We start from the raw sequence: 15,172 nt of genomic DNA on the forward strand, positions 1-15,172 counted from the left end.
ATGGCGGGATACATCAAACTTTCGCGCGACTGCCCCGCAATGCTCATTCCGTCGGGAATGAAGGTGTTGCTCATGGGCGGTTGCGAAGTCATAATAACCCACAAGCTCGCGGGAACGTTCACGGTGCTCGGCAACTTCGGAATGGCGCGTATCGACGGCGAAAACGCCGACGCGCTCGGACTCGAAAGCCCGAAAGCCGACAATCCGGCAGGCGCGGCAAAGCTCTCCGCGTGCGCAACGGCGTCGCAAATAGCCGACGAGCGCAAAACGCCCGCAGAACAGCCCGGACACGTCTCGGAAGACGACGCATGGGAGGTCGCAAAAACCGTCTACGACCCCGAAATACCCGTGAATATCGTAGACTTGGGGCTGGTTTACAGGCTCGAAGTCTTCGACGACGGCGGCGGCAAGCGGCGGGTCGAAGCCGACATGACGCTCACCGCCCCCGGCTGCTCGATGGGCCCTGCAATCGCGGAGGACTTGCGCTGCCGCATAGAGGCGTTGCCGTCGGTGTCGGAGGCGAAAGTCAACATAGTCTGGGACCCTCCGTGGAACAAGGACATGATGAGCGAGGAAGCCCGCATGATTTTGGGCTTGGCATAAGCCGCGGACACGCTAACATACAACAAAAAAACAGGCATTTTATGAAGATTCCGAAAATTCCGTTCCTCCTCGCCGCGCTCGCGGCGGCTCTCGACGCGCACGCGCTTGTCGTCGCGGGAAGCGATTTGATGAAGCAGGTCGTCGGCGACGAAATCAAGGCGATAGCCGCAAAGAACAACATTCAGGCGGACATAAAAATGGAGGGCAGCTACGCGGCAATCGACGCTGTCTCCAACGGAAAGGCGGACTTGGCGGTAATCGCAGTCCCGCGCGGGACAAAACTGCCCGCCGACTTCGTAGCACTCCCGATTGCGTATCAGGCTGCGTTGGTTGCGGTAAATTCGGTAAACCCGATAGAGGAAATCTCCACAAAACAGCTTTTCGAAATCTACTCGATGGGCGCGACCGCGCACGCCGAAACTTGGGAACAGGTGGGCGTGAAAAACATCGGGCTTCGCAACATCATGCCGATTACGACAAGCCTTTCCGACAACGTCGTGGTGGAGCTTTTCAAGTACGAGGCGATAGACGGAACGAACCTCGGCTCGTGGGTGCACGTCGCAAAGAACGCGGCGGAAATCGGAAACCTGCTGAGGGGAAACAACTCGGCAATCGCGGTAATCGGCAAATTCGAGGGGCGCGACGGCAACCTGATAAAAATCTTGCCCGTCTCGAAAGCCGACAAAGATTCTGGCAAATTTTACGCGTTCAAGCCCGACAGGGAAAACATCGCAAACGGAGACTACCCGCTTACACTGCCGTTTTGCATAGTCTACAAGAAGTCGAACGCCGAAAAAATCAAGGCTCTTGCAAAAATTCTGCTCGGTGATGATATTGCAAATAAGATAGATAAGTCTGACTTCTACTCCGCGCCCGTAAATTCGAGAAAAAAATCAATTTTTAACCTTGACATTCCGCAACAATAAGGCACTATCGGAAGCATAATAAATTTTACGCGGGCATAGCTCAATTGGCAGAGCGCGACCTTGCCAAGGTTGAGGTTGTGAGTTCGAACCTCATTGCCCGCTCCATTTAAAAGCCGCAAGTCGGAATTCCGACTTGCGGCTTTCCTTTTTCCGAAATCGGGCGATATTCTATGCGCCGAACACTCTCCTCACGCCCAGAAGCCCGCATAACGCGCAAGTCGCGCGGCGGCACATTCAAAATGCCACGCCCCTGCCGCAAAAGACGCAAAACCGCCAAAACAGCTTGACCGCCCGCCGACTAGCGGCAGAATAGCTGCATAAAAATGACAACCCGCAACAAAAATATCCTGTATTTTCTCTACCCCGCAACATACGTTCCGCTGGCGCTTGCGGGCACGTTCTACGCGAAGGCGGATTTCTCCAACCCGCTCTACATTCTCTACGCGCTGCTTCCGCTTGCGGTCTCGGCGATAATTTCGGCGTGCGCAGCGGTTTCGTGCGAAAAATTTGCGGCAAAGAAATTCGCAAACAACTGCACGCTGGCGCGCTTCGCTGTGCTTTCGTTCGCGACGTACGTTGCGTGCCTTTGCGTTGCAAGCATCATAACGCTTGCTATCCGCGGCAGAACCGACCTTCCGCTTATCCTCGGCGCGTGGACGGTGCTGCTTACGATTTTCAGCGTCTACCTCTTTTGCTGGCTCTACGCGGTCTACCGCATTTTCTACAAAGACAACCCCGACTTCCTTTAACCACCTCCCGAAAAAAGCAAAAAGCGCGGGCAGAAAAATCCGCGCTCTTTTTATAAATGCCGGCTAAACTACTCGATGCCGAGAGCCTTTTTGAGCGTCGGCAGGGAATTCTTGAACATCAGATAAAAACCGAGGTCGTTGGGGTGGCAGTTATCGACGGTGAGGTATGAGTAGTCCGCCCCGCTAAAAAGCGTTTTTCCGTCTATAAACCAGACTTTTTTGTCGCCCGCCTTGACGGCGTTTTCGTAGGTCGCGCGGACGACGGCGTCGCGCTCTGGCGTTGCGTGGGTAATCTTGCCCAAGATGATTATCGGGAGGTCGGGGCGCGCATTTCTGACCGCCTTGAAGAACGGCTCGTGGGTCTTTTTGAGGTGCTCGAAATTCGGCGCGTTGTAGTCGTAGTCCATGACGAACGCGGCGAGGTCTAGCGAGCCGATAAGCTCGGCAACTTTTATTTCGCCCTTTGCGTTGCCCGAAAAGCCGAGGTTAATCAGCGGAGCGTCAACCGCGCGGCAGAGCATTGCCGTGTACGCGTTCGACGTTCTTGAAGCGCACGCGCCCTGCGTAATCGACGAGCCGTAGAAAAGGACGGGCTTTTTTATTTTGTGCGGAGTGGGCGCTTCAAGCTTGGCGTCGGGCGCAAGCCCGATTTCGAGCGAATCGACGCCGTTGTAGAGCGGCATGTAGAGGGTGTAGTCGCGCATTTTTTTTGCGCCGCCCTTTACAAGCGGGACTTCGAGCGGCACGGGAATCGACTTCTTGTAATGCGCGGGATTCACCGTTTTGACATACTCGTTGCCGTCGCGGAAAAGGTCGAAGCCCGACGAACCCGTTTCGGGCATGTGCCCCATGCTCTCGTTCGGGTTGGAAATTTTCGCCCTCAGCGTGATGTACGGCGAATCAGTGCGGAAGCGCACGACGCCGCCCGACGTGTGTTTCGCCAAAGCCATTCGCGCCCCCCTGTTGATGTCTTCGGGCTTGATGTTATGCGGAAGCCTGTAAAGGGGTTTGCCCTTTTCGAACCACGGAAAGCCCTCCAAGACAAAAGGCGCGGAAAGCGCGTCGCGGTAGACGACATTCAGTCCGTCGCATTTCTCGACGGCGAAATTTTTATCGACGCTCGCGATGTCCTGCGCGAATGCGGACACCGACAAAGCCGAAACCAAAACCATTGCCGAAAATATTTTTAACATGCAATATTTTTAAAATTCGGCGTCCCTGCCGGCAAGAAAAAAAACGCCCGAACCGCAAACGGGTTTCGGGCGTTTTCCGAGCCGCCGAACACGCAATATATTGCAACGGCGGCGCAAACGGGCGGCACGCGCAACTATTTTTCGAACACTCTGTAGCCCAGCGACGGCACCGAAACGCCCTTGTGCGCAAAAGGCTTGTCGGAATAGTTTGAAACAATTTCCGTGCCGTCGGAATAGACGGTGGAATACACGCCGTCGGCAATCTGCTCGTGGCTTTCCATGAATTGGAGTTGCAGGCGGGCAAGCTTCTTGTATTCGTCGTACGCCTCCTTGATTTTCGACACGTCGTGGACAAGCTTTTCGTCGGTCTCGCAAGTAATGTCGTCGTTGCCCATCCAGTTGCCGCTGTCGCGGAACTTGGAGTGGAAGTAGAAGCTGGGGCGTCCGCCGAACTCCACGAACTTCAGCCGCGTCTTTGCGTCCTTGATTGAATGGTTGATTGTGTACGGGCCGGGATTGTACAACACTATGCCGTGGTAGACAATCTGCCAGACGGGAACCAAATCGTCCCAGTACGAATACAGCTTGTCGCGTCCGAGCGCGAACGAAACGTATAGAACGGAATCCACAACAGAAAAGCCGTGGTCGTAGCCGCCCTCCGACATCGAGCCGCCGAATGTCTTGTTGCAGTATTCGAAAATCTTGTTCATGTACGCCGACGCCTCTTCGGGGGTTGTGGGGTGCCTGGGGTCGAAGCATTCGCGGGCGGGAACGCATGTCGAAACGTCTATGTAGTGCATGCCCTTGAAGCCCAAGTCGGCGACTTTCGCGAGGTCGTGCTCGCCGAAGCGTTCGTAGGCGCGTTTCCAGCAGACGTCGTACATCTCGCCGCCGCTCCACGGAGTCGGATTCTTTTGCAGCGAGCCGTCGGGCTTCTTGATGATGTACTCTTCGCTCCACACGTCTGCGATTTCGTAGGCGTCGGTGCTGTTTGTGTGGCAGGTAATTTGGTAGCCGTCGGCAAGCGTGTTTTTGATAAGCTCGCGGAGCTTCGCCTCGCCTCCGAGCTTCGGCTCTACGGGGAACATCTGCGGATAGCGGCCGTCGTGCCCGCTCTTGTTCCAGCCCACGAGGCAGATTTCAGCCTTGTCCACGCCCTGACGCTTCAGCTCGCGCACGATGTCGCCTACCCTGTCGAATGTGACCACAACCTTCATTTCTGGCTCGTTTTCGAGGGTCTGGTGGATTACCTTCGGAGGCGCGGGCTTCCAGCCCTGACGCACCCTGATTTCGGGCGCATAAACGCAGTATTCGAGCGCGGGCCTTTCCTTGATTTTTTCGGACAGCGGCCTTACCGCGCCCGATTCAAGCTTGTATTTGCGGTAGGCGCGCGCCATACCAGAATAGTTTGCGTCGCCGCCTTCAAGCTTGACGTAGTCAATGAGAACGTCGGCGTAGGGTTTGAGGTGCTTGAAGTCGAAGAAAACGGTCTGCGTGTACGAGTCTCCCTTTTTGACGTTCTTCGCCGAAAAGAAATACGGCATTGACTTGACTATCGACGCGTACGCGCCCGCAGGGGTTTTCGAGCCTACAAACGCCATGTGCCCGCGCTTGATTTCCACCCTGCCGTCCTTGCGGTCGAGAAATTTTGTCATCGCGCCGTTCGGCAGAATGAAATAGCCGTCGTCGCCTACTTTCGCCCGCGCGAAGTCGGGCGTGAGTTCGAGCCGCTCGACGTCGGACGGAATTTCCGATGCCGCAATTTTGAGTCTGTATGTGTCGGGCGAAATCTTTTCGGGCTTGACCGTCTTGGTCTCCGATTTTCCGCCGCCGCGCACAAATGTTATATCGACGCTCTGCGCTGAAAGCGAAACCGCCGCCGAAAGCAAAAGAATAAGTGTGTTTATTTTCCTCATAAATTTGAAAAAGTAAAACGCTCTAACGTTAGAAACAAGCAAAAAAATCCGCCGCATTTCAAAAATTTGTTGAAAACCCGAACGCGCGGCGGAAAATCGCGGAATTTAAATGAAATTCGAAAAAACATATCCCGTAAGAGCCGCCGAAATGTCGCCCGAATACAGGCTGAAAAAGTACTATGTCGGCATGTATTTTCAGGAGTGTTTTGCCGAATACGCCGCGTCGGTGGGGCTTGCCGCATTCGACACGGCGAAAATCGGGCGCACTTGGCTGACCTCCGACGCGCGGGTCGATTTCACGGGGCAAATGCCGTTCTGGCGCGAAGACGTGAAAATTTCGACATGGGTCGGGAAAATCACGCCCGCGCGGATTTTCGTGAGCGCGGTCGCCGAATGCGGCGGCGCGGAAATCGCCTGCGGGGAATCGGTGCACGTCATAGCCGACGCAAAAACCCACAAGCCAGAGCGCAGCGCGGGATTCGCCGAAAAATTCGGAATCGGCGGCGGCAGGGCTTTCCCCGCCGAAACATTCGGCAAGCCCAAAATCCCCGACGGCGCGTACGGAATTTTCGAAACATCGCAGGTCGTCAGGTTCGACGAGCTTGACTTCAACATGCACCTCAACAACGTAAGATACGTTCCGCGCGCGCTCGAAGCCTTGCCCGAAAATTTCCGCGCCGAACACAAACTGCTCTCCTACCGCATAAAATTTCTGCGCGAGGCGAAATTCGGCGACACCATTGTCTCGCGGGCTGTCCCCGCCGGGAACGAATGCCTGCACGTTCTCGCCAAAAGCTCCGACGGCGCGGAACTCTGCCGAATGAAAAGCGTTTGGGCGTAAAAATTTCCTTGCAAAAGGCTTTAACATCTATTCACTTACCGCCCTTACATTATGAAACATACCGAAGACATTATAGTCAAGCTGCTGCAAATCCGCGAGGCAAGAAAACTTGCGGAGTCGAATGTAATGTCCGACGAAGACACGGAAAAACTCCGCGACCTCATCGCGGCGAACCGCAGGCAGATTCCGTCGTTCGCGCTGTCGCATTTCGACAGGCTCGAATCGGACGGCAAAAGCGGTCTCGCGGAAGTCGTTGACGGCAAGTGCGCGGCTTGCGGCGCGGAAATATCGGCAGACGAGATTGAATATCTCGAAAAAAACAGAAATATCGGCGTTTGCGACAACTGCTTCGCCTTTATCTACATGCCCGACGAAAAATACAACGTCGCCGATTCCGTTAAAAAGCTCCTCACAAAATGAGTCATTCCAAATTCTCGTTCCGCCCCAAAATGCTCGACTGCATGAAGGGCTATAACCGTTCCGTTTTCGCCGCCGACCTGTGCGCGGGTTTTAGCGTCGGAATCCTCGCCCTCCCGCTGGCAATGGCGTTCGGCATAGCAAGCGGCGTCACGCCCGAACAGGGCATCTACACGGCGATTGTCGCGGGCTTTATAATCTCGGTCTTCGGCGGCTCGAAAGTCCAAATCGGCGGCCCGACTGGCGCGTTCATCGTAATCGTGGCGGGAATCATCGGGCAGTACGGGTATGCGTCGCTTGCGGTGGCGACGCTCCTTGCGGGCGTCTTCCTCATCGTGATGGGCATTACGAAAATGGGCAACGCAATCCGCTACATTCCGCGCCCCGTCGTAGTGGGCTTCACAAACGGCATCGCAATCCTCATCATGTCCACGCAGGTGAAGGACTTTTTCGGGCTGCAAATCGACAAAGTGCCCGAAGACTTCATTCCCAAGTGCGTCGCAATCTGCAAGGCAATCGGCACGACGCACATTCCCACGCTTTTCATCGGGCTGCTCTCGATGCTCGTAATCGTCTACTGGCCGCTGTCGTGGCGCAAGCGCATTCCGGGACAAATCGGCGCGATTTTCGTCGGCACCTTCGCCGCGCTTGCGATGTCGAAGTTCGGCTGGGAAACGGAGACAATCTACACGCGCTTCGGCGACATTCCGAATTCGCTCCCCCAATTCAAATGGATTGACATAGATTTCGCCAACATCAAAAACCTGCTCATGCCCGCGTTCACCATCGCGCTCTTGGCGGCGATTGAATCGCTCCTTTCGGCGGTCGTTGCCGACGGCATGATTGACGACAAGCACGACTCAAATCAGGAGCTTATCGCGCAGGGCATGGCGAACATCGCAGCCCCCTTCTTCCTCGGCATTCCCGCAACGGGCGCGATTGCCCGAACCGCAACCAACATCAAAAACGGCGGGCGCACGCCGATTGCGGGCGTCGTGCACTGCGCGGTTCTGCTCTGCATACTCGTGTTCGCCGCGCCCTACGCGCAATACATTCCGCTTGCGACGCTCTCGGCGGTTCTGTTCGTCGTGGCGTTCAATATGGGCGACTGGTCGGCTTTCCCCGAAATGCGCCTGCTGCCGCGCTCCGACGACGTCGTATTCGTCTCGACGTTCCTGCTCACCGTGGTTTTCGGTCTGACGCTCGCAATCGAAGTCGGTATGATTCTTGCGGCAATGCTCTTTATTAGGAGAGTCTCGCAGACGACGCAGGTCATGCTCGTAGACAAAAAGCTCGAAACAGACCTCTCGAAATACTCGCTCGAAGGCAAGGACGTTCCCGAAGGCGTGATGATTTTCCGAATCTTCGGCGCGCTGATGTTCGGCGCGGCGGACAAGCTTGAAAGCATTTTGACATCGATGGGCGAACGCCCCAAAATCGCAATTTTGCGCATGCGCACGGTTCTCGCAATGGACGCAACCGCCCTCGACGTGCTCGACAGACTCTACGAAAAATTAAAGGCAAAAGACGTCGTACTCATGATTACGGGTGCGCACTCCCAGCCCCTCCACATGATGCAAAAATCGGGCTTCCTCAACAAAATCGGCGAAGAATATGTCCTCGAAAATATCGACGCCGCCCTCGAAAAATCCCGCGAAATCCTTGGGCGCGAGCCGCGCCAGTCGACGGAACTTCGGTAGGCTGCAGCCTACACGGCGTCGGAGCTTCGCTCCTTTCGGTGATTATGCGGCGCGGCTATAACCGCGGGCGCAAGTTGCGCCTCCCTACGGAGCTTCGCTCCTCATAGTGATTACACGCGGCAAGTATACTTGCCGCTTTTCTGTATCAGTTCGTATTGGCTTCGCCAATTACTCGTGTTGGGACTGCCGAACAGTAGAGAGAAACAGTTTAAAATAGACGCGCATTGCGCGAAAAAATAAAAAGCGGAAATTCCAAGACTTGGAATCTCCGCTTACTTTTTAACTAAACTTTTATCCCAACGCATTCTAAAAAACTTCGTGCGTTAGCACACATTTGTTAGGGGCGTCAAAGTGCCGTTCAGGCGGTGGCTTTCACGCACAGGCAGGACGCGTGGCGTACTTCTGTACGCGAGCGGTCTGACTGCGCGGGGAAACGCCGCATCAACGGTGCTTTCACGCCCCGTGCGCGTCAAAGTGCCTTTATAAGGGTGGCTTTCCTGTGCTCGCAGGGCGCGTGGCGTACGCGACTATCCGCAAATATAAGTCGGCTCACCAACCTAACAACTCCACTTTTATCCCAACGCAACCTAAAAATCTTCCGCGCCGTGCGCTGTAATTTTAGGGGCGTCAAAGTGCTTTCATAAGGGTGGCTTTCCTGTGCTCGCAGGGCGCGTGGCGTACTTGTCGTACGCGAGCGGTCTGCGGGTACAGGGAAACGCCCTTAGGGAAGTACTTTCACGCCCCGTGCCGCTTAGAAGAGACGTATGCGCGAGGGCAGGAACTCGCTGCGGTAGGCGTAGAGCGACTTTATGTACTTGTCCGCCTTCGGATAGTTCAGGAACGACATCGTCTTCGGGTCGTACACCAGCGGAATGTTCGGTTCGCAGAGCGCGACCATTCCCAGCAACGCCATTTCCGTGAACGGAGCCGCGTAGTCGAAATTGCCAACCGACTGCCTGCCTTCCAAGCAGCAGATTGCCCATTCCTTGTGCGGATTGTTCGGGGCAACCGAGCGGGGAATCGTCTTCTTCGGGAGCGCGCCCGATTTCGCCAAATCCTTCATGCGCGAAGCCGGCCAAATGCGCGAGCCTACGCCGTATTCGTTGGTGTAGACTGTTTCCTTTGTGCCCACGATGAATGTCGCGTTGTTGTTGCGCGGGTCGTCGAGGAACGACTTGTCCACGCGCTTAATCGCCTTCGGCTTTCTGCCGCCGTCGTACCAGTGCAGGCGGATTTTTCCGCCGACGCCGCGCTCGTTTGCGAACGTCATAACCGACGACGCCTGACTCGGCCAGCTGTAATCGTTGAAAGGTGTGGAATTGCCGACAACCTCCTGCGGGAAGCCGAGGTCGAACGCCGAATACGGAACGTCGAGGAAGTGGCACGCCATGTCGCCCGCAGCTCCCGTACCGTAGTTGCGCAGACCGCGCCAGTTGAACGGAACGAACGCCTTGTTGTAGGGCTGGTAGGGCGCGACGCCGAGCCACAGGTTGTAGTCGAGCGTGGCGGGCACGGGCTGACCCGCAGGCATTTTGAGGTCGCCCTGCGGCCAAATCGGGCGGTTTGTCCAAATGTGGATGTCTTCGATTTCACCGAGGATTCCGGCTTCGTACCATTCGCGGATTACGCGCCAGCCCTCGTTGGTGTGCCCCTGATTGCCCATTTGCGTGATGACGCCAGCCTTTTTGGCGAGACGCTTCAATTCTTCCGCTTCCCAAATTGTGCGGGTAAGTGGCTTTTCGCAGAAGACGTGCTTGCCGTTGGCAATTGCCCACGCGGCAATCGGGTAGTGCATGTGGTCGGGAGTGCAGACGGCGACGGCGTCGATGGAATCGCCGAGCTTGTCGAACATCACGCGGTAGTCGCGGAAGCGGGGAACTGCGGGGAAATCCTTGTAGGCCTTTGCCGCGCGGACGTCGTCAACGTCGCAGAACGCGGTGAGCTTGACCCTTTCGAACGCGCCGAGCGACTTGACCGCCGCATAGCCGCGGCCGCCGCAACCGACAACCGCCACGCGGAGCAGTTCGTTTGCGCCGAATTTTTTGGTTTCGCCGAACGCGGAACGTCCGCCGAGGAACATAGCGGCACTGCCGAGCAACGCCGAATTTTTGAGGAACTCTCTTCTGTTGAACATGTTTTAGTCTTTGTAGTTAAGTAAAATCGGGGGAAAGCCCGCGCGGAGGCGGCATTTTCGAAAGGACGTACGCCTTGCGGCGGGCGAGGCTCGCGACTCCCCTTAAACATGTAAAATTCAAAAAGAAGTGCCAAAATAGTCAACAATTTTTTGCGTCCAAAAGCCGCGCCGAGCATGCTGCGGCGCAATTTTTCGAAATTCCGTTAAAAAATTTAAAGAAAACGCTTGATTTGTCCGAAAAAAGAATAGAGTATTATGACGGTTCGCGAGAGATTTGCCGCGGCAAGTGTCGCCCGAACCGTCAACCTCAATAGAGGCGTTCTATGAAATACCGAAAAGAAAACGTCGCCGTGTTCGACTACGAACTGCGCGACGGAAACAAATTCGGCGCAACAAAATACCGCTGCCGCCCGTCGGCCTCGCTGGAAGAATACATTGAGCGGGAGTTAAAGCTCGACGGATTTTTCCGCAACAACCGCGAAATTACGGGCGCGCAAAGGGCGTTTGCGCTGAATTAGTCGCAATCGCGACGCGGGTGCGGCGAAAACTCGAACGGGCAACGACGCACTCATAAAAAAGGGGCGACCGCTATCAAGCAGGTCGCCCTTTTTTTGTGCGGACGGGAAATTGCAAGCCAAAATCCCGCGCCTTTTTTGCTCCGGATATTTGCGCGGCGGGGGAAGGCGTCCGAAAAAAACTTGCCTTGAAAATCCGCCTACATAGAACATTGCGCCATGACACATGCGAAATTTATTTTTGCCGCAGGCGCGGCGTTCGTGCTCGCGTCGGCCGCCGCAACTGCGAAAAACTACGGCGCGCTCGAAATAGAGCCGAAAGGCACGGCGGTTTCGAACGGGACGAAAATGTCGGTTGTGTGGCGTTTCGTAAGGCAGGAGGAAGCCGTAAAAATAGGCTCGGAAAAATCGAGTGAAAAGCTCTACGAGTTGTCGGGCGCGATTTCGACGAAAAAAATCGGCGAAATGAAAATCGCCCAAAGGGTAGAAAAAATTTCGGACTCGCGGACACGCTTCGAGGCGGAAACCGAAATAGTGGGCACGCCGCCGCGCGGCTCGAAGCTCCGCCCGTCGTTCCAGTTCCACCTGCCCGCCGACGTCTTCGACGGCAGGATTTTCGCCGACGGCAAAAGCGTCGCGCCGGAGACAAAACAATTTTCGGCGTCGGAGCTTTCCATACAGTCGGAAAACGGCGAGCTTAAAATAAGCGGGAAGCTCGACGTAGCGATAAAGGAGAGTGTGCGGCAGAAAGTGCTGAAATACCGCTCGATTTCGATAATGTTCGACGAGCTTGGCGGCGGAAAATACAAGACGGCTCTCGACTTCTCGTTCGACAAGAACAAAAAGCCCGTCCCGCTCGCGAACGAGTACACAGTGGGGGAATCGCGCGACTACATGCCGATGCCGAACCCGCGCAAAACAAAAAAGAACAGCGCGCTCGACTTCTCCTTCCTGCTCGACGCCCCCGCGGGTAAATACGGCTTCGTCAGGGCTGCCGGCGACTCTTTCGTGTTCGAAAAACGCCCCGACCGCAAGGCGCGGTTTTTCGGCGCAAACGTCTGCCAGACCGCAACCATTCCGTCGGGAGAGTCGGCAACCGCGCTCGCCGAAGAGTTCGCTGCGTCGGGCTACAACACCGCCCGCCTCCACCAGTTCTCGCCAATTCTGCGCGGCAAAAAGGGCGACTTCGCCGAGCTGAACCAAAAGAACATGGACAAGTTCGACTTCCTCTTCGCCGAGCTTAAAAAGCGCGGAATCTACATCACTACCGACTTCTACGCCTCGGGCAGGCTCTTCCCCGAAGAATTCGACGACGTACCCTACCGCGGCGACAACATGAAGGCGCTGTTTTTCGTCTCAGACAAGGCTCGCGCGGCGTTGAAGCGGTTTATCGCAAACTTTCTCAACCACGTCAACCCCTACACGGGCTTGGCGTACAAGGACGAGCCTGCGCTGGTTTTCGCGAGCGTCGTCAACGAAGACTGCATCGAAAACGCGCGGAATTTCGTAATCCGCACGCACCTCGACTACGACATCGCAAAGCCGCTTTACGAAAAGTGGCTCGCGGGAAAGCCCGCCCTCCCCGACGGAATCGACGAGAACGAAAAATTCCAAATCTTCCTCGTCGAGCGCTACGAAAGCTTCTACCGCGAAATGTCCGCCTATATAAAGTCAATCGCGCCCAACATGCTGCTCACCGACCAGACAAACGGCGGCAAGCTCCTCGCGACGGTCATGGCGGAACGCTACGACGTCTACGACACCCACCTCTACAACGGGCACCCGCTGTTCTACGAAAACCGCTTCACAACCCCCATGTATGTAGACCCCGCAGACCCGCTCGAAAAGCGCGGCGGCGCGTTCATGAAAATCGGCGCAACGCGCCTGCTGACAAAGCCCACGGCGATTACCGAGTGGGACTACGTGCGCCCCAATCCCCGCGCGGCGGTCGGCGGGCTGCTCGTCGGCGCGTACTCGGCGCTGAACGGCGTCGACGGGCTTTGGCAGTTCTGCTACACGCACCACGAAAAGAACATCTGCGGGAATCCGCCGCTGGGAATTTTCGAGACAGCAGGCGACGCCGCGAGAACGCTCGCCAACAAAATAGGCTCGCTGATGTTCCTGCGCGGCGACATCGCCGAAAGCGGAAAAACCGTGGCGCTTGCCGTCTCCGACAAGCCGTTCGACAAATGCAAAAACGGCGACGCGTACAAATTCTGCGACGCCCTCGCGGAGCTTGCTCTTGTGGCGAAGTCGGGAGTCGTTGCGGCGGCGGACATGCCCTCGCTCGAAAAAAAGCTCCCCAAAGACACCGCCGCCGTGCTCTACACCGACGCCGCGTTTGCGCCGAAAGACCGCAAGACTTTCGGGACGTCGGAAAGCGCGGAAAAAATCGCGAACAGGGTTTTCCTCGACGACGGCGGAATCAAAAACGGCGTCTACACAAGCTCGACGGGAGAGCTGAAACTCGATTCGGCAAAAGCCCGCTGGAAGGCGGTCGCGCCGCGAATCGAAGCGTTTGCGCAAAACGGATGCTCGGCGCAAAAGGGGAAATTCGCGCGGGTCGAAAACACGGACGGCTGGTCGATTGTCGCGCTGTGCTCGCTCGACGACGCGGAGCTTGGGAAGTCGAAGCGCATTCTCGCCGCGCACATAAGCAACATCATGAACGGCGGCGACAGATTCGGCGGGCGCAACTTTGCGACCCTCCTCGAAAAGGGAAGCGGCGGCTACCTGCTCGCGCGGGCGGAGTCGAAAATCGAGTTCGCAAAAAGGCTCGACGGCTTCAAATGCTTCGCGCTCGACGCAACGGGCAAACGCATTGCGGAAATCCCGATTGAAAGAACCGAAAACGGCGCAAAACTCGCCCTTTCCACCCACAACAAGTTCGGCGCGACAATCGCCTACGAGCTTTCCGCCGAATAGCAAAAAACGCCCCCAAGACGACCTCCCCCGCGCCCCGACGGCGCAAGCGCCTTTCGGGGCGTCATTTTTTTGTGGAAATCCGCGCCGAAAAGTGTTTTAGTAGCCCGATTTTATGGAATTTTAAAAATAGAAATATTATGTCTACATTCAAATTCGCAGTTTTGCCCGGCGACGGTATCGGGCCGGAAGTAATGGACGCGGCACTCGAAGTTCTCGACGCCGCATGCAAAAAACACGGGCACTCGCTCGACTACAAAATCTGCGCCGTAGGCGGCGCGGGCATAGACCAGTTCGGCAAGGCGCTGCCCGACTCGACGGTCGAAACCTGCAAGAATTCCGACGCAATCCTGTTCGGCTCGGTCGGCGGCCCGAAGTGGGAACACCTCCCCCCCGCGGAACAGCCCGAACGCGCCGCGCTTCTGCCTATCCGCAAAATCTTCAAGCTCTTTGCGAACATCAGACCCGGACTGCTCTACCCGCAGCTTACCGACGCCTCGCCGCTTAAATCGGAGCGCATTCCCGACGGCATCGACATCGTCTGCATACGCGAGCTTACGGGCGGCATCTACTTCGGCGAGAAGAAGACGTGGACGGAACCCAGCGGCGAGCTTGCCGCGTGCGACACCATGATGTACCGCGTAAGCGAAATCGAACGCATCGCCGAGGTTGCGGGCAACACGGCGATGGCGCGCAACAAGAAAATCTGCTCAATCGACAAGGCGAACGTCCTCGAAACGTCTGTGCTCTGGCGCAAGACGGTAACGGAATACTTCAAGAAGCACTTCCCCGAAATCCAGCTGACCTACATGTATGTAGACAACGCCGCAATGCAGCTTGCGCGCGACCCCAACCAGTTCGACGTCTTCTTCACCGAAAACATGTTCGGCGACATTCTTTCCGACGAAATGGCGGTAATCTGCGGCTCGCTCGGCATGCTTTGCAGCGCGTCGCTTGGCGACATCAAGAACTCGCTCGGCTTGAAGTTCGGCCTGTACGAACCCGCGGGCGGCACCGCTCCCGACATCGCGGGCAAGGGCATAGCAAACCCCTGCGCCCAGATTCTGTCGGCGGCGTTGATGCTCCGCTACTCGTTCGGACAGGACGAAATCGCGGCGGAAATCGAAAAGGCGGTGCGCGGCGCGGTATGCTCCGGCGTGCGCACGGGCGACATCGCGTTCGGCATGAAAGCCGTCTCCACCGACGAGATGAAACGCGCCATCATCGAAAGACTCTAATAAACACAAAATATCCAT

At 56.4% G+C, this 15,172-nt stretch carries 12 protein-coding genes and 1 tRNA gene; 10 read left to right on the forward strand and 3 right to left on the reverse strand.

Going from position 1 to position 15,172, the window contains the following annotated elements; all coding sequences use genetic code 11:
- From P3B99_003790 to P3B99_003805, 4 genes are all read left to right on the forward strand, one after another.
- Positions 1 to 603, forward strand: coding sequence for an iron-sulfur cluster assembly protein (locus tag P3B99_003790; protein ID WYJ08244.1), 603 nt, complete (start codon positions 1 to 3; stop codon positions 601 to 603).
- 41 nt (positions 604 to 644) lie between these two features.
- On the forward strand, positions 645 to 1,529 hold the full coding sequence (locus P3B99_003795) for a substrate-binding domain-containing protein (GenBank protein ID WYJ08245.1): 885 nt from the start codon (positions 645 to 647) through the stop codon (positions 1,527 to 1,529).
- A gap of 29 nt (positions 1,530 to 1,558) precedes the next feature.
- A tRNA-Gly gene (locus tag P3B99_003800) sits at positions 1,559 to 1,634 on the forward strand.
- Positions 1,635 to 1,852: 218 nt separating this feature from the next.
- Positions 1,853 to 2,278, forward strand: coding sequence for a hypothetical protein (locus P3B99_003805; protein WYJ08246.1), 426 nt, complete (start codon positions 1,853 to 1,855; stop codon positions 2,276 to 2,278).
- A gap of 68 nt (positions 2,279 to 2,346) precedes the next feature.
- Here P3B99_003805 and P3B99_003810 read toward each other — a convergent pair whose 3' ends face one another.
- Together P3B99_003810 and P3B99_003815 are read right to left on the reverse strand one after the other, a co-directional pair.
- Positions 2,347 to 3,471: an SGNH/GDSL hydrolase family protein gene (locus P3B99_003810; GenBank protein WYJ08247.1), complete on the reverse strand. Its 1,125-nt coding sequence runs from the start codon at positions 3,469 to 3,471 to the stop codon at positions 2,347 to 2,349.
- A gap of 134 nt (positions 3,472 to 3,605) precedes the next feature.
- On the reverse strand, positions 3,606 to 5,387 hold the full coding sequence (locus P3B99_003815) for a DUF5696 domain-containing protein (GenBank protein WYJ08248.1): 1,782 nt from the start codon (positions 5,385 to 5,387) through the stop codon (positions 3,606 to 3,608).
- Positions 5,388 to 5,496: 109 nt separating this feature from the next.
- Between P3B99_003815 and P3B99_003820 the strand changes: the two genes are divergently transcribed.
- From P3B99_003820 to P3B99_003830, 3 genes are read left to right on the forward strand one after another with little or no spacing between them, the layout of a single operon-like run.
- Positions 5,497 to 6,228: a hypothetical protein gene (locus tag P3B99_003820; GenBank protein WYJ08249.1), complete on the forward strand. Its 732-nt coding sequence runs from the start codon at positions 5,497 to 5,499 to the stop codon at positions 6,226 to 6,228.
- A gap of 51 nt (positions 6,229 to 6,279) precedes the next feature.
- Positions 6,280 to 6,648: a hypothetical protein gene (locus P3B99_003825; protein ID WYJ08250.1), complete on the forward strand. Its 369-nt coding sequence runs from the start codon at positions 6,280 to 6,282 to the stop codon at positions 6,646 to 6,648.
- Entirely contained in the window at positions 6,645 to 8,345 is a 1,701-nt protein-coding gene (locus tag P3B99_003830; GenBank protein ID WYJ08251.1) for a SulP family inorganic anion transporter, read from the forward strand. The genes P3B99_003825 and P3B99_003830 overlap by 4 nt, the downstream gene beginning before the upstream one ends.
- A gap of 751 nt (positions 8,346 to 9,096) precedes the next feature.
- On the opposite strand, the gene P3B99_003835 is transcribed toward P3B99_003830, so the two are convergent.
- Positions 9,097 to 10,479, reverse strand: a complete 1,383-nt coding sequence (locus tag P3B99_003835; GenBank protein WYJ08252.1) for a Gfo/Idh/MocA family oxidoreductase — start codon at positions 10,477 to 10,479, stop codon at positions 9,097 to 9,099.
- 323 nt (positions 10,480 to 10,802) lie between these two features.
- Between P3B99_003835 and P3B99_003840 the strand changes: the two genes are divergently transcribed.
- From P3B99_003840 to leuB, 3 genes are all read left to right on the forward strand, one after another.
- The gene (locus tag P3B99_003840; GenBank protein WYJ08253.1) at positions 10,803 to 10,997 is read left to right on the forward strand and encodes a hypothetical protein; all 195 of its coding nucleotides are present in this window, start codon (positions 10,803 to 10,805) and stop codon (positions 10,995 to 10,997) included.
- Between the two features lie 216 nt (positions 10,998 to 11,213).
- The gene (locus P3B99_003845) at positions 11,214 to 13,919 is read left to right on the forward strand and encodes a hypothetical protein (GenBank protein WYJ08254.1); all 2,706 of its coding nucleotides are present in this window, start codon (positions 11,214 to 11,216) and stop codon (positions 13,917 to 13,919) included.
- Between the two features lie 137 nt (positions 13,920 to 14,056).
- The gene (gene leuB / locus P3B99_003850; protein ID WYJ08255.1) at positions 14,057 to 15,154 is read left to right on the forward strand and encodes a 3-isopropylmalate dehydrogenase; all 1,098 of its coding nucleotides are present in this window, start codon (positions 14,057 to 14,059) and stop codon (positions 15,152 to 15,154) included.
- Positions 15,155 to 15,172 lie beyond the last annotated feature (18 nt).

The sequence above is a fragment of the Opitutia bacterium KCR 482 genome (genome assembly GCA_029269845.2).
Lineage (GTDB): Bacteria > Verrucomicrobiota > Verrucomicrobiia > Opitutales > Intestinicryptomonadaceae > Merdousia.